The 14812-nt window shown below is 60.3% G+C and carries 11 protein-coding genes and 2 tRNA genes; 11 read left to right on the top strand and 2 right to left on the bottom strand.

What is annotated here, in order from left to right; translation table 11 throughout:
• Positions 1-130 precede the first annotated feature (130 nt).
• Entirely contained in the window at positions 131-1846 is a 1716-nt protein-coding gene (locus tag J3P77_RS16500) for a proline--tRNA ligase (protein ID WP_434677660.1), read from the top strand.
• A 73-nt stretch (positions 1847-1919) separates the two neighbouring features.
• A complete protein-coding gene (locus tag J3P77_RS16505; RefSeq protein WP_434677661.1) occupies positions 1920-2885 on the top strand; it encodes a hypothetical protein in 966 nt (321 codons plus the stop codon).
• Positions 2886-2917: 32 nt separating this feature from the next.
• Here J3P77_RS16505 and dinB read toward each other — a convergent pair whose 3' ends face one another.
• Positions 2918-3976 carry a DNA polymerase IV gene (dinB, locus tag J3P77_RS16510; protein WP_434677662.1) on the bottom strand — a complete coding sequence of 353 codons (1059 nt, stop codon included), beginning with the start codon at positions 3974-3976 and terminating at the stop codon, positions 2918-2920.
• A gap of 257 nt (positions 3977-4233) precedes the next feature.
• Here dinB and J3P77_RS16515 point away from each other — a divergent pair.
• The 4 genes from J3P77_RS16515 (at position 4234) to J3P77_RS16530 (ending at position 8970) form a co-directional block, all read left to right on the top strand.
• Positions 4234-4310: transfer RNA gene (locus J3P77_RS16515), tRNA-Met, on the top strand.
• 279 nt (positions 4311-4589) lie between these two features.
• A tRNA-Met gene (locus tag J3P77_RS16520) sits at positions 4590-4666 on the top strand.
• Between the two features lie 330 nt (positions 4667-4996).
• A complete protein-coding gene (gene mprF, locus J3P77_RS16525; RefSeq protein ID WP_434677663.1) occupies positions 4997-7639 on the top strand; it encodes a bifunctional lysylphosphatidylglycerol flippase/synthetase MprF in 2643 nt (880 codons plus the stop codon).
• On the top strand, positions 7639-8970 hold the full coding sequence (locus J3P77_RS16530) for a virulence factor family protein (protein WP_434677664.1): 1332 nt from the start codon (positions 7639-7641) through the stop codon (positions 8968-8970). The genes mprF and J3P77_RS16530 overlap by 1 nt, the downstream gene beginning before the upstream one ends.
• A gap of 83 nt (positions 8971-9053) precedes the next feature.
• Here J3P77_RS16530 and J3P77_RS16535 read toward each other — a convergent pair whose 3' ends face one another.
• A complete protein-coding gene (locus J3P77_RS16535) occupies positions 9054-10949 on the bottom strand; it encodes a potassium transporter Kup (RefSeq protein WP_434677665.1) in 1896 nt (631 codons plus the stop codon).
• Between the two features lie 267 nt (positions 10950-11216).
• Here J3P77_RS16535 and J3P77_RS16540 point away from each other — a divergent pair, with 267 nt between their 5' ends.
• The 5 genes from J3P77_RS16540 to J3P77_RS16560 all read left to right on the top strand — a co-directional run bounded on the left by J3P77_RS16540 (position 11217) and on the right by J3P77_RS16560 (position 14775).
• The gene (locus tag J3P77_RS16540) at positions 11217-11531 is read left to right on the top strand and encodes a hypothetical protein (RefSeq protein WP_434677666.1); all 315 of its coding nucleotides are present in this window, start codon (positions 11217-11219) and stop codon (positions 11529-11531) included.
• The gene (locus tag J3P77_RS16545; protein ID WP_434677667.1) at positions 11531-11833 is read left to right on the top strand and encodes a helix-turn-helix domain-containing protein; all 303 of its coding nucleotides are present in this window, start codon (positions 11531-11533) and stop codon (positions 11831-11833) included. The genes J3P77_RS16540 and J3P77_RS16545 overlap by 1 nt, the downstream gene beginning before the upstream one ends.
• A gap of 231 nt (positions 11834-12064) precedes the next feature.
• Positions 12065-13408 (top strand): 30S ribosomal protein S12 methylthiotransferase RimO, encoded by a 1344-nt coding sequence (gene rimO, locus J3P77_RS16550; RefSeq protein WP_434677668.1) that lies wholly within the window; start codon positions 12065-12067, stop codon positions 13406-13408.
• A 107-nt stretch (positions 13409-13515) separates the two neighbouring features.
• Entirely contained in the window at positions 13516-13965 is a 450-nt protein-coding gene (locus tag J3P77_RS16555; protein ID WP_434677669.1) for a GNAT family N-acetyltransferase, read from the top strand.
• 99 nt (positions 13966-14064) lie between these two features.
• A complete protein-coding gene (locus J3P77_RS16560; protein WP_434677670.1) occupies positions 14065-14775 on the top strand; it encodes an rRNA pseudouridine synthase in 711 nt (236 codons plus the stop codon).
• Positions 14776-14812: the final 37 nt, after the last annotated feature.

Raw genomic sequence — 14812 nt, forward strand, 5'->3', positions numbered from 1 at the left:
CCGGGTTTTTTCATTCCGCCCGAACCGCTTGTTCGCACACCCTGCTCGCCCGCCCCGCCCTGTACGCCACTGGAACACCGCCGTACAATGCCGGGTCATATCCAGTCTCAGCAACCGACAACGGCCAACCATGCGCACCAGTCAATTTTTGCTCGCCACACAGAAAGAAACCCCTTCCGACGCGGTCGTGGTCAGCCATCAGCTGATGCTGCGTGCCGGCATGATTCGCAAACTCGCTTCCGGCCTTTATACCTGGCTGCCCATGGGGCTGCGCGTTCTGCGTAAGGTAGAAGCTATCGTTCGCCAGGAAATGGACGCCGCCGGCGCACTGGAAATCCTCATGCCGGGCATCCAGCCCGCTGAACTGTGGCAGGAATCAGGCCGCTGGGAACAATACGGTCCTGAACTGATGCGTCTGGTCGACCGTCATCAGCGCGACTTCTGCCTGGGCCCGACCCACGAAGAAGTGATCACCGATCTGGCCCGCAACGAGCTCAACAGCTACAAGCAGCTGCCGATCAACATGTACCAGATCCAGACCAAATTCCGTGACGAGATCCGTCCACGCTTCGGCCTGATGCGTGGCCGTGAGTTCGTCATGAAGGACGCCTACTCGTTCCATGCCGATCATGCTTCGTTGCAGCAGACCTACGACCGCATGCATCTGGCGTACAGCAACATCTTCACCCGCCTGGGGCTGAAATTCCGTCCGGTCGAGGCCGACAACGGCTCTATCGGTGGTGCCGGTTCCCACGAATTCCATGTTCTGGCTGAATCCGGCGAAGACGATATCGTGTTCAGCAACGGCTCCGACTACGCGGCGAACATCGAAAAAGCCGAAGCCGTGCCTCGCGAGAAGTCCCGCCCGGCGCCGACCGAAGAGCTGCGCCTGGTCGATACACCAGACGCGAAGACCATCGCGCAACTGGTCGAAGGCTACAACCTGCCTATCGAAAAAACCGTCAAGACGCTGATCGTCCACGCAGCCGAAGAAGGCAAGCTGGTCGCGCTGATCATCCGCGGCGATCACGAGCTCAATGAGATCAAGGCTTCCAAGCTGGAGCAGGTCGCCAGCCCGCTGGTCATGGCCTCCGACGCCGAACTGCGCGACGCCATCGGCGCCGGCGCGGGTTCGCTCGGCCCGATCAATCTGCCGCTGCCTTGCATCATCGACCGCTCCGTCGAGCTGATGAGCGATTTCAGCGTTGGCGCCAACGTCGACGACAAGCATTACTTCGGCGTGAACTGGGAACGCGATCTGCCGGTTCCGACCGTTGCCGACCTCCGCAACGTGGTCGCTGGCGATCCGAGCCCGGACGGTAAAGGCACGCTGGAAATCAAGCGTGGCATCGAAGTTGGCCATATCTTCCAGCTGGGCACCAAGTACAGCGAAGCGATGAAGTGCCAGGTCCTGGGCGAAAACGGCAAGCCGGTCAACCTGTCGATGGGTTGCTATGGCATTGGCGTGTCCCGCGTGGTCGCTGCCGCCATCGAACAGAACAGCGATGAAAACGGCATCATCTGGAACGACACCCTCGCGCCGTTCCACATTGCGCTGGTGCCATTGCGCTATGAAACCGACGCCGTTCGTGAAGCGACCGACAACCTGTACGCCGAGCTGACAGCCGCAGGCTTCGAAGTGCTGCTTGACGACCGCGACAAGAAGACCAGCCCCGGCATCAAGTTTGCCGACATGGAGCTGATCGGCATCCCGCACCGTATCGTCGTCAGCGATCGCGGTCTTGCCGAAGGCAATCTCGAGTACAAGAGTCGAACCGAGTCGGAACCTCAAGCCATTGCGGTCGCCGACGTGCTGTCGTTCATCAAGAGCCGCGTGAAGCGCTGAGTCGGTACGCGCCCTGGCGATCAGTCGCCGGGGCGCCCGCTTGGTATCCGCCCTCTGCGCATCAAGAGATCCCATGTTCAAATCAAGCACCTTAACCTTCGGCGGCGTCGTCCTGTGTGGCGCTTTCATGGTCAGCGGTTGTGCCAATCATCTGTCTCAGCGCAGCGAGCATGAAGAGCGTGTCGAGCGAAAACTGCTTGAACACAAACTGCAGGTCGATCTCGGCGAGCCGAAAACACTGGAGCTGCCGCAACGTCGCGTGCGCATCCACGAATACAAGTCTTTCGAAGTCACCGACTTCGAAGTCACCCGTCATTACGACCGCTACACCCCGTACCAGCCCTGGCGAGAGGTCTATGAGATTCCGCTGGGCGCGGTGGCGGTTGTCGCGGGCGTTGGTGCCAACGTAGTCAATGTGCTGGCCCTTGGCACATTGCCCGACAGCGTCACCCGCGACTGGATCAGCTACGGCGTGGCCGGGCTCAATCCGTTCATGAACGCGCCGTCCAACGGCCGGGCTCAGCAAAACCTGGCAGGCATTCACGAAGTTCAGAAGGACAAGCGGATCGAAAACTCCACGCTGCCCTGGAATGAGCGTCCGGTCATGGTCAAGGCCGGCAGCGAAACCCACGAGCTGAGCACCGATCGCAACGGTATGCTGCGGGTCAACCTGCTCGAAAGCCCGTTTGCCGAACAGGACCTGAGCCACGTCACGCGCTTGTACTTCAACGTCGAGGATGAGCAGGACAACGCGCGCGCTGATGCAAGCCTGCCGGTCAGTCGTTCGTTGCGCGGCAAATTGCTGGAAGCACACGCGCTGATCTACGACGATCTGGAAGACGACGAGGTCAGCCAGTGGGTGCATCGCGTCAAACGTCTTTCGGAACTTGGTCTGGAAGAAGAAGCCAGTGAGCTTGAGCAGAGCCTGATCGAACTGACCCGCAACGATCAGCAGCTGCAGAAGGAATTCTTGAAGTCACTGGCCCGGGACGCTGGCCGACTGGTCGCACCCTCAGCCGAAGAACACTCAGCCGAATGAACAGGGCGGGCTTCGCCAATCGAAGCCCTTGCTCAGTGGCTGAATAATTCCAGTTGCTCGTGGGCAGCCCGTAAATCGTGCAGCCGCACGCCGATTCCCAAAAGCCGCACAGGTTTGCCGCCCCGGGCAAACGCCTGAGAGAGCAACTGCTCGTAGCTGCTCAGATCCCGCCCTGCCCCCGCCTGCTCCAGAGTTGTCTGGGTAAAGTCGTGAAACTTCACTTTCACAAAGGGTTTACCGGCGCGGTATTGCCCTTCCATGCGCGCCATTCGGGTCGCGAGCGTTTCCATCAACGCAGGAAGCTTGGCTAGACAACTGGCCAGGTCAGGCAGATCGGTGTCGTAGGTATTTTCGACGCTTACGGATTGCCGACGACTGTCGTTGTGGACTGGACGGTCATCGATGCCGTGGGACAGATTCCAGAGCCGCTCACCGAAGCTGCCAAATTCCCGCACCAGCGCCAGCTTGTTCCACTTGCGCAGATCTGTGCAGGTAACAATTCCCAGTCGGCCCAGCTTGTCGGCCGTCACCTTGCCTACGCCATGCAGCTTATTAACCGGCAGCGAGGCGACAAAATCCTCGACTTGATCGGGGGTGATGACAAACAGCCCGTTGGGCTTTTTCCAGTCGCTGGCGATCTTGGCCAGAAACTTGTTTGGCGCGACCCCGGCCGAAACGGTGATATGCAGCTGGTTGGAGACCCTTCGACGAATGTCCTGGGCGATGCGCGTCGCGCTACCGGAAAAATGGCTGGCCTGGGAGACGTCCAGGTAGGCTTCGTCCAGCGACAGCGGTTCGATCAGGTCGGTGTAGTCACGAAAGATGGCGTGAATTTCGCGGGAAGCTTCTTTATAAGCGTCCATGCGCGGCTTGACGATGGTCAGGTCAGGGCACAGTTTCAAGGCATGCCGGGACGACATCGCCGAACGCACGCCGTAGGCCCGAGCCTCATAATTGCAGGTCGCAATCACCCCGCGCTTGTCCGCCGACCCGCCTACCGCCAGCGGCTTGGACGCCAGGCTCGGGTCGTCTCGCATTTCGATGGCTGCATAAAAGCAGTCACAGTCGATATGGATGATTTTGCGCTGCATCGATGACCTGAAGCGATTCTGCAACCAGTGGCCGGGCAGTATCTCATCCACGCCGTAATGTGGCACCACGCTTGCTGGATTAAACGCTGATTAATATGCACGTACGTCGGGCGGGAAAACGCCTGAGATCCCCACACGGCAAGCTTCGCGGGCATAAGCAGCCCGCACGCGAGCAGCTAAACGATTGACGGAAAAGCACTTTTTCTCAATTAAACATTGACACTCCAGCAGCTACCTGTAGAATTCCGCCACACAGACGCGGGATGGAGCAGTCTGGTAGCTCGTCGGGCTCATAACCCGAAGGTCGTCGGTTCAAATCCGGCTCCCGCAACCAAACATCAGAAAAGGCTACTCGAAAGAGTGGCCTTTTTTGTGCGCGCGCATTTTATGTTCCCCGCTTTGTGATAGCGGCTGGGCGGCACTACGCCGGGCGGCTGTTCGCGAAGACATCCGGCCTGACGACCCGTCTCGGCGCTCTATACAGGACTCTTCGCGCAAACCCCTTTCCTTCCCGACACTTAGCCTCGCTGCTCAAGAAAAGCCGTTAATTTGCCGGTTTTCTGTATTAACGGTTGACAGTTTCGCGTTCGGCTGTAGAATGCCGCCACACAGACGCGGGATGGAGCAGTCTGGTAGCTCGTCGGGCTCATAACCCGAAGGTCGTCGGTTCAAATCCGGCTCCCGCAACCAAACATCAAAACAGGCTACTCGAAAGAGTGGCCTTTTTTGTGCCTGTCAGAATCTGCGCCCTCCTCCCTCGCCTTCCCCTCGCTCAGCCGCGCCAACTCCTTGCTTCGCGTAAGAAAAACGCTACAAGCCGACAGTTTTTTATTCATTTGCCGATAGGATGATTACTAAACTGAATCGCAGCTGAATCACAGCTGGACAGAGCCACCTCGATTCACAGGCTATTCGCTCGTTGGCCGTTCACGCGCTAACATCTCGAAATCTTTTTTGCGTAGGGATTGGTAACTTGGCTGTATACCTCCATCCTGTCGCGCACGATCCAAGGAGTGATTGATGCGCGATAACCCGTCAGATTCCAATCAAGCAGAAGCTGCGAATCCACCGATGCCTCGCCCACGCATGCGCTGGCTCGATCTGTTGAGCAAGTACCGCCAGCCTATCGGGCTCGCAGTCATGCTGATGCTGTTCGGCATGGCGCTGATCGCCTGCCGGCACATGCTGATCGAGATGGATTTTTACGCATTGCGCGACGCCCTGTTCGCGGTACCGATGCCATCACTCGGTGGCGCCTTGCTGGCGGCAGTGATCGGTTATGTGATTCTCATGGGCTACGAGCTATCCGCCAGCCGATACGCCAACGTCAATTTACCCACCCGCACGCTGGTTCTTGGCGGCTTCACGTCGTTTGCGATTGGCAACGCAGTGGGCCTTTCGATGCTGTCCGGCGGCTCGGTGCGCTATCGCCTGTATTCCCGGCACGGCGTCGGCGCCATGGAAATCGCCCGCATGACGGTGTTCGCCAGCTTGTCGCTGGGCTGCGCGCTGCCGCCTCTGGCCGCGCTGGCGACGCTGAGCAACCTGCCCGGCGCATCGCTGGCGCTCAAACTGCCGGTCAGCCTGTTGGCAACCGTTGCGATAGCGGTGTTGATCGGCAGCGTGCTGCTGGCGGTGGCCGTCTACCGTCGACGCTTGCCGGAACAGGACATCCCGCACAACGTTCTGGTCCGCGCCGGGCGCCGCACATTGCGCCTGCCGGACCTGCGTCTGAGCGTGATTCAGCTGGTGATCACCGCGCTGGACGTGGCAGCCGCAGCGCTGGTGCTCTATCTGCTGTTGCCGCAAGCGCCGCCGCTGGGCGCGTTCATGCTGATTTATCTTCTGGCGCTGGCGGCCGGGGTGCTCAGCCATGTGCCCGGTGGCGTCGGCGTGTTCGAAGCCATTCTGCTGGCTGCATTCGCCAATGAGCTGGGCGCCGCACCGCTGGCGGCCGCGCTGCTGCTGTATCGCCTCATTTATGTAGTGCTGCCGCTGCTGCTGGCCTGCCTGACTTTGCTGTTCACCGAGGCTCAGCGCCTGCTCCCCACCAAACAGGCGATACGTGTGGCGTCGGGGCTGGCGGCTCCGATTTTGGCACTGCTGGTTTTTTTGTCGGGGGTGGTGCTCTTGTTTTCTGGTGCCACCCCGGAAATTGATACTCGCCTGGAAAGTGTCGGCTTCATGCTTCCTCACCGGCTGATCGATGCGTCGCACTTCGGTGCCAGTCTGGTCGGCGTGTTGTGTCTGTTGCTTGCTCAAGGACTGCGCCGGCGCTTGTCTGCCGCCTGGATGCTGACCGTCATCCTGCTGCTGGTTGGCGCCGTCTGCTCGATTCTCAAAGGCTTCGACTGGGAAGAAGCCAGCCTGCTGCTGCTGACCGCTGCGTTGCTGGCGACGTTTCGGCGGTCGTTCTATCGCCCCAGCCGATTGCTTGAGGTGCCGTTCTCGCCGCTTTATCTGATCGCCAGCGCATGCGTGGTCGGTGCGTCGATATGGCTGCTGCTGTTCGTCTACCAGGACGTGCCCTACAGCCATCAGCTCTGGTGGCAGTTCACGCTGGATGCCGACGCGCCTCGCGGCCTGCGCTCGGCGATGGGTAGCGCGGTGCTGCTGGTCGTGGTGTCGCTGACATGGCTGCTGCGTACCGCGCGGCCGGTGATCAAACTTCCCGACAGCGAAGACCTGAACAAGGCCGCGCAGATCCTCAAGAGCTCCAGCCAGCCGGACGGCGGCCTGGTCCTGACGGGCGACAAGGCCATTCTGTTCCACCCTGACGGTAACGCCTTCCTGATGTATTCCCATCGTGGCCGCAGTCTGGTGGCGCTTTACGACCCGATCGGCCCGACTCAACAGCGCGCCGAGCTGATCTGGCAGTTCCGTGATCTGTGCGACGTCCACCATGCGCGGCCTGTGTTCTATCAGGTGCGCGCCGAAAACCTGCCGTTCTATATGGACATCGGCCTCACGGCGATCAAGCTGGGCGAAGAAGCCCGGGTCGATCTGCGCCGTTTCGACATGGAGGCCAAGGGCAAGGAGATGAAGGACCTGCGCTACACGTGGAACCGCGGCAGCCGCGATGGCCTGTCGCTGGAAATCTACGAGACAGGTCAAGCGCCGATCGATGAACTCAAGGTCATTTCAGATGCCTGGCTGATGGGCAAGAATGTCCGCGAAAAAGGCTTTTCGCTGGGACGTTTCAGTCCGCAGTACCTCCAATATTTCCGTATCGCCATTGTCCATTTCCAGGGCAAGCCGGTCGCTTTCGCCAACCTGCTGGAAACTTCCAGTCACGAGCTGGCAAGCCTGGACCTGATGCGCGCGCACCCCGAGGCCCCCAAGCTGACCATGGAATTCATGATGGTGGGCCTGATCCAGCATTACAAACAGCAGGGTTACGCCCGCTTCAGTCTGGGCATGGTGCCCTTGTCCGGACTGCAACCGCGCCGAGGCGCGCCACTGACCCAGCGTCTGGGCTCGATGGTGTTCCGGCGTGGCGAACAACTGTACAACTTCCAGGGTCTGAGACGTTTCAAGGATAAGTTCCAGCCAGACTGGGAACCCCGCTACATGGCCGTGCCGGCCGGACTCGATCCGCTCGTGGCACTGGCTGATACTGCCGCCCTGATTGCCGGCGGCCTGACTGGATTGGTGAAACGCTGATGATTCGACGTATCTGGCGCTATGTGCTGATTGCACTGGTCTTCATTCTTCTGCTGGCCGGCGCTGCCTGGCTCTGGAGCCGCCCGGCCCCGCCTGCGAGCCTGGAGCGCTCGACACTGGAGGACGGCGCGCCGCTGACCAGCGTGACGCCCGCGAACCGCGTCAAAACCCGCATTGCTCTGGCGGTCACCGCCGAGGAAATGCTCAGCGACAAACAACTGCTGGCAATCAGCAAGGACGCTTCGGCGCGCATCGTTCAGGTGGTGCTGCCCAAGGATGACTGCGTGCTGCAGCAGAAAACATTCGATGCCGCATTGCAGACCTTGGGTGGCGACGCCGCTGTGGTCGGCGGCATCGGCCCGGGTGCGACTCTGGCCTGGCGCTGGCTGGCGGCCCAGAAAAACGACAAGGCGCAGGCCATTTCGGTGGGTTTCGCTCTGGAACACGTTTCCAACCCGCCGCCTGTCGTCGAGGAAGGCGACACACCGCCGCGTATCTGCGACGTGCCGCTGCCGCAGCGCGCACCCCATGGTCACTGGCTGGCTGCGTGGAATGACGCCCCGGATGATCCGAGCGCCGCATTCGTGCGCGATCAAGGCAACGCCGACACCAGCATCAGCGACTACGACATCCCGCTGCCGCAGGTCCTCAATACCGAACTGCGCCATATGCTCCTGGGCGAGAACGATGGCGGCGGTCTGGGTGTTCCGGTTGTCGAGGTTCCGGCCAGCCAGCCTTCGGATACGGTAACGCTGTTCTTGTCCGGCGATGGTGGCTGGCGTGACCTGGACAAAGTCGTGGCCGGCGACATGGCGAAGATGGGCTACCCGGTCGTGGGCATCGATGTGCTTCGCTACTACTGGGAGCACAAGACGCCGGAGCAGACGGCGATCGACCTGACTGACCTGATGAACCATTACCGGCAGAAATGGGGCGCAAAGCGCTTCATCCTTGCGGGTTACTCGTTCGGTGCCGACGTGATGCCTGCGGTGTATAACCGTCTGGCCGTCGAAGACCAGAACCGCATCGACGGCATCATTCTGCTGGCCTTCGCGCGTTCCGGCAGCTTCGAAATCCGCGTCGACGGCTGGCTGGGTAAAGCCGGTGAAGAAGCCATCACCGGCCCGGAAATGGCCAAACTGCCACCCGCCAAAGTGTTTTGCGTGTATGGCGTCGAAGAAGCCAAAACCAGCGGCTGCACCGACTCGACAGCGGTGGGCGAGGCCGTCAAGCTGCCCGGCGGGCATCACTTCGACGAAGACTACCCGGCACTTGCCAAACGCCTGATCGATGCCATCAACAAGCGTCAGAACAAACCTGCGGCTAATTGATCGAACCAGCAGGTACAAAAAATCCCGGCACCGCGAGGTGACCGGGATTTTTTATTGGGCGGATTGTTGCGGGGGGGTGCCCCTTACATCTCCACTTGAGTACCCAGCTCGATCACGCGGTTGAACGGTAGCTTGAAGAACCGCAGATTGCCGTTGGCGTTCTTGAGCATGAAGGCGAACAACGCCTCGCGCCAGCGCGCCATACCTTCCATCTTGGACGGAATGACCGTCTCGCGGCTGAGGAAGTAGGTGGTGCGCATCGGGCTGAAGTCGAGCTCTTGCAGATGACACAGCGCCAGCGCCGCCGGCACGTCGGGCTCGTCGATAAAGCCGAAATGCAGTATTACCCGGTAGAAGCCTTCGCCGTGGGCTTCGACCTCGAAACGCTGGTCGGCCGGAACACGTGGCCGGTCTTCATACACGACCGTGAGCAGCACCACCTGTTCGTGCAGCACCTGGTTGTGCAGCATGTTATGCAGCAGCGCATGGGGTACGGCATCCGAACGGGCAGTCAGGAAAACTGCCGTGCCCTGAACACGATGCGGCGGCTGCACACGAATACTGCCGATGAAGATTGGCAACGGCAGCCCGCCCTCGTCGATGCGCTCGGCCAGCAGCTGTTTGCCACGCTTCCAGGTGGTCATCAGGATGAACAGCACCGCGCCCGCCAGCACCGGGAACGCACCGCCCTGCACCACTTTTGGCACGTTGGCGGCGAAAAACAGACCGTCCACCAGCAGCAGCCCGAGCAAGAGCGGCACCGCCAGCAACGGCGGCCATTTCCACAACAGCAGCATCACTGACGAGACCAGAATCGTGGTGCAGAGCATCGTGCCGGTCACCGCCACGCCATAAGCCGAGGCCAGGGCGCCCGACGACTCAAAGCCCAGAACCAGCAGGATCACGCCAGCCATCAGCGCCCAGTTGACGGCACCGATGTAGATCTGACCCTGCGCGTCGCTGGAAGTGTGCTGGATGTACATGCGCGGAATGTAGCCAAGCTGGATCGCCTGCAGCGTCATCGAAAACGCGCCGGAAATCACCGCTTGCGAGGCGATGATGGTCGCCATGGTGGAAAGACCGATCAGCGGCAGCAAAGCCCAGCCCGGCGCCAACAGATAGAACGGGTTGCGTACCGCTTCAGGGTGCTCCAGCACCAGCGCACCCTGGCCGAAATAGTTGAGCAGCAGCGCGGGCAGGACGAGGATGAACCAGGCGCGGGAAATCGGCTTGCGCCCGAAATGCCCCATGTCGGCATACAACGCTTCAGCGCCGGTCAGCGCCAGCACCACCGCGCCCAGAATGGCGACGCCGATGCCCGGATGCACGATGAAGAAACGCACGCCCCACGCGGGATTCACAGCCTGCAGCACTTCAGGCGAATGCATGATGCCGTACACGCCCAGCGCACCGAGCACCAGAAACCAGGCCACCATCACCGGCCCGAACAACACACCAATCCGCGCCGTGCCGTGCTTCTGGATCAGGAACAGCCCGACCAGCACCACCAGCGCCATTGGCACGATCCAGCGTTCCAGGCCATCGAACGCGAGCTCAAGGCCTTCCATCGCGGAAAGCACCGAGACCGCCGGCGTGATCATGCTGTCGCCATAGAACAGCGCGGCGCCGAACAGGCCGAAGACCACCATCACCATCTGCAACCTGGGAAACCTGGCCGTGGCGCGGCGCGCCAGCGTGGTCAGGGCCATGATGCCGCCCTCGCCCTGGTTGTCCGCGCGCAGGATAAAGACCATGTACTTGAACGAGACCACCCAGATCAGCGACCAGAAGATCAGCGACAGCACGCCGAGTATCGCGTCATGCGTGACCTCGACACCGTAACCGCCCTGAAACACTTCCTTGAGGGTGTACAACGGGCTGGTGCCAATGTCCCCGTACACCACGCCCACCGCCGCGATCAACAAGCCCAATGGCTTGGCCGCGCCACCGGTCTCGGCATGACTGCCTGATTGACTCATTCGATACTCCTGAACCCGACTTAAGCCCAAAGCGCTTTGAGCTTCACAACGCGTAACAATTCATGCAGCTCCCGTTATTGACATCCACGGCAAGCTGGCGGCGCGAAGCATAGCGCAGCGGTGGTCGTAATTCTTGGTTTAACGCTGGTCATGGATAGAGGTTGCAGGCCACTGAGACGATCCGTGATTTTGGCGAGGGACAGATTGCGTGATGCCTGACATCCTCCTAGAATCTGCTATACGCCATTGACGTATAGCAGGGATTGCATGATTTTTATCGAGACGCCGATTTTCACCGCGGATGTGAAGGACCACCTGGATGACGAAGAATACCGAGCGTTACAACAACATTTGGCTGACCACCCCGAATCTGGCGTTTTGATCGAAAACACTGGTGGATTAAGGAAAGTTCGTTGGCCAGCACGGGGCAAAGGCAAAAGCGGTGGCGTCCGAGTGATCTACTACTACCTATGCCTCTCATATCAAATACGGATGTTGCTGATTTACCGGAAAGGCATAATGGACTCATTAACTGACAAGCAGAAGGCGCAGCTCCGCGCGATCAACGAAGGGTGGAAATAATGGAAACCAACCTGTTCGACCGGCTCGTAGAGAGCATGAATCAGATGGACGAGATCACTCGGGGCGAGCGTCAGCCGTCTCGCGAGTTCTGTGTTGATGCTATGCAGGTCAAGAAAATCCGCCAGGCTACAGGCTTGTCCCAAGCGACGTTTGCCAAACGAATAGACGTTGCCGTCGGGACCTTGCGCAATTGGGAACAGGGACGCCGCGAACCAGAAGGCCCGGCCCGCGCCCTGCTCCGCGCCATTCATAACGACCCGGTACACGTGTTGGCGGCATTGGATCAGAATCGCCGTGCTTGAGCGCAGTTGGTCATTCTTGCGTTTGTGATCGTCCGAAGCTGGTGGCAGTCGCCACAGTTACTGGTCCCGGCAGGTATAGCACGCGTGAAGGCGGTCGTAATTCTTGGTTTAACGCTGGTCATCGACCGCGCTCATCGCTAGAATTGCGCACTTTTTGATCAGAGGCGCCGCAAGCGCCCAGTTGGTTGTCTGTGCGGATTCGCCGGGCAGCCCATTACGCCGAGGTTAGCCATGTCCACCGTCACCACGCCGTCCGCCCCAAAGGTCGGATTTGTCTCGCTCGGATGCCCGAAGGCTCTTGTGGACTCCGAGCGCATCCTGACTCAGCTGCGCATGGAAGGTTACCAGGTGGTGCCGACCTACGAAGACGCTGACGTCGTGGTCGTCAACACTTGCGGCTTCATCGATACCGCCAAGGCCGAATCGCTGGAAGTCATCGGTGAAGCGCTTGCGGAAAACGGCAAGGTGATCGTGACCGGCTGCATGGGCGTGGACGAAAACGTGATCCGCAATGTGCACCCGAGCGTGCTGTCGGTGACCGGTCCGCAGCAGTACGAGCAGGTGGTCAACGCAGTGCACCAAGTGGTGCCGCCGCGCCAGGACCACAACCCGCTCATCGACCTGGTGCCGCCGCAGGGTATCAAGCTGACGCCGCGCCACTATGCGTACCTGAAGATCTCCGAAGGCTGCAACCACAGCTGCAGCTTCTGCATCATCCCGTCGATGCGCGGCAAACTGGTCAGCCGGCCGGTGGGTGATGTGCTGGACGAGGCCAAGCGTCTGGTCAAATCCGGCGTGAAGGAATTGCTGGTCATCTCCCAGGACACCAGCGCTTACGGCGTGGACGTCAAATACCGCACCGGCTTCTGGGACGGTCAGCCGGTCAAGACGCGCATGACCGAACTCTGCCAGGCGCTCAGCACGCTGGGCGTCTGGGTCCGTCTGCATTACGTTTACCCGTACCCGCACGTCGACGAGCTGATCCCGCTGATGGCCGCCGGGAAAATCCTGCCGTATCTGGATATCCCGTTCCAGCACGCCAGCCCGCGCGTGCTCAAGCTGATGAAGCGCCCGGCGTTTGAAGACAAGACGCTGGCGCGTATCAAGAACTGGCGCGAACAGTGCCCGGACCTGATCATCCGTTCGACCTTCATCGTCGGCTTCCCCGGCGAAACCGAAGAGGACTTCCAGTACCTGCTGGACTGGCTGACCGAAGCGCAGCTGGACCGCGTCGGCTGCTTCCAGTACTCGCCGGTCGAAGGCGCGCCGGCCAATCTGCTGGACGCCGAGATCGTGCCGGACGACGTCAAGCAGGATCGCTGGGACCGTTTCATGGCACACCAGCAAGCCATCAGTGCGGCACGCTTGCAGATGAAGATCGGCAAGGAAATCGAAGTGCTGATCGACGAAGTAGACGAGCGCGGTGCTGTGGGTCGCTGCTTCTTCGACGCCCCCGAGATCGACGGCAATGTGTACATCGGGCTGGAAGACGACAGCACCGTCAAGCCTGGCGACAAGATCATGTGCCGCGTGACCGACGCCGATGAATACGACCTGTGGGCCGAACCCATCTGACCTATGCTGCCGGCCTGAACGTGAAAGCCCCGCCCATGGAAATCGGCGGGGCTTTTTCATTGGGCTTAAACTGTGCGGCGAGAAGACTTGATAGGGTGGACCCTACGATGACTATCCATACCCCCGACAAAAGCGAATTCCCCGAGCTGATCCGCGTCTGGGAGCGCTCGGTACGCGCCACTCATGATTTCCTGCCCGACGCCTACATCACTACGCTCAAAGGCCTGCTGCTCATGCAGTACCTGGATACCGTCACGTTGTTCTGCACGCGCGATGCTGACGGCCGAACTACCGGCTTTGCCGGCGTCAGCCGCAACCGCCTGGATATGCTGTTCATCGACCCGGACCATCGCGGCGAGGGTTTGGGCAAGCTGCTGCTGACACATGCGTCGGACCATTACCAGATCACCGAGCTCGACGTGAACGAACAGAATCCGCAAGCGCTCGGCTTTTATCTCAAGATGGGCTTCAAGGTCGTCAGCCGCTCTGAAGTCGACGGCCTGGGCCAGCCCTACCCGATGTTGCGGATGCGTCGTGATCGGGCGGCAGGGTTCTGACGGACCCTGCCGTTTGCAGCGGATTTGCAATGATGCCGCGATTAACCGTGCTTGCGCGGTTACAATGGCGCCTTTCCCCTAAGTAAACGGCTTTTTGTCATGACAGACCCCATTCGCCTTTCCAAACGCCTGATCGAATTGACCGGCTGCTCCCGTCGGGAGGCTGAACTGTTTATCGAAGGCGGCTGGGTGACCGTGGATGGCGAGGTCATCGACGAGCCGCAGTTCAAGGTCACGACACAAAAGGTCGAGCTGAACGCAGAGGCCAAGGCCGACGCGCCGGAGCCGGTGACCATCATCCTGCACAAACCGGCCAGCGCCACGGCGGAAAGCGCGTTGCAGATGATCACACCGGGCACGCTTTCCGCTGAACACAGCTATGGCAAGCGCCCTCTGAAAGGACACTTTCTGCGCCTGGAAACCACCTCGACCCTGCAAGCGAATGCCAGCGGCCTGATGGTCTTCAGCCAGGACTGGAAAATCATCCGCAAGCTGACCGATGACCGCAGCAAGATCGAGCAGGAATACGTGGTGGAGATTTCCGGTGAAATGGTCGCCCACGGTCTGAACCGGCTGAACCACGGCCTGACCTACAAAGGCAAGGAACTGCCCGCAGTGAAAGCAAGCTGGCAGAACGAAAACCGCCTGCGCTTTGCGATGAAAAATCCACAGCCGGGCATCATTGCCCAACTGTGCGAAGCCGTCGGCCTGAAGATCGTCTCCATGCGCCGCATTCGTATCGGCGGCGTGTCCATGGGCAAGCTGCCTGAAGGGCAATGGCGCTACATGACGACCAAGGAAAAATTCTAAACCCTTCATTTTTTCGCGCACGGCAGGCCCGTGCGCG

The sequence above is a fragment of the Pseudomonas sp. R1-18 genome, assembly GCF_051132095.1.
Taxonomy (GTDB): domain Bacteria; phylum Pseudomonadota; class Gammaproteobacteria; order Pseudomonadales; family Pseudomonadaceae; genus Aquipseudomonas.

What these genes read in the sequence shown, in the direction of transcription:
- dinB (WP_434677662.1), bottom strand. Translation starts at nt 3,976, where the DNA reads ATGCAGCGCAAAATCATCCATATCGACTGTGACTGCTTTTATGCAGCC.
- rimO (WP_434677668.1), top strand. Translation starts at nt 12,065, where the DNA reads ATGTCCACCGTCACCACGCCGTCCGCCCCAAAGGTCGGATTTGTCTCG.
- J3P77_RS16505 (WP_434677661.1), top strand. Translation starts at nt 1,920, where the DNA reads ATGTTCAAATCAAGCACCTTAACCTTCGGCGGCGTCGTCCTGTGTGGC.
- J3P77_RS16530 (WP_434677664.1), top strand. Translation starts at nt 7,639, where the DNA reads ATGATTCGACGTATCTGGCGCTATGTGCTGATTGCACTGGTCTTCATT.
- J3P77_RS16555 (WP_434677669.1), top strand. Translation starts at nt 13,516, where the DNA reads ATGACTATCCATACCCCCGACAAAAGCGAATTCCCCGAGCTGATCCGC.
- J3P77_RS16545 (WP_434677667.1), top strand. Translation starts at nt 11,531, where the DNA reads ATGGAAACCAACCTGTTCGACCGGCTCGTAGAGAGCATGAATCAGATG.
- J3P77_RS16500 (WP_434677660.1), top strand. Translation starts at nt 131, where the DNA reads ATGCGCACCAGTCAATTTTTGCTCGCCACACAGAAAGAAACCCCTTCC.
- J3P77_RS16560 (WP_434677670.1), top strand. Translation starts at nt 14,065, where the DNA reads ATGACAGACCCCATTCGCCTTTCCAAACGCCTGATCGAATTGACCGGC.
- J3P77_RS16535 (WP_434677665.1), bottom strand. Translation starts at nt 10,949, where the DNA reads ATGAGTCAATCAGGCAGTCATGCCGAGACCGGTGGCGCGGCCAAGCCA.
- J3P77_RS16540 (WP_434677666.1), top strand. Translation starts at nt 11,217, where the DNA reads ATGATTTTTATCGAGACGCCGATTTTCACCGCGGATGTGAAGGACCAC.
- mprF (WP_434677663.1), top strand. Translation starts at nt 4,997, where the DNA reads ATGCGCGATAACCCGTCAGATTCCAATCAAGCAGAAGCTGCGAATCCA.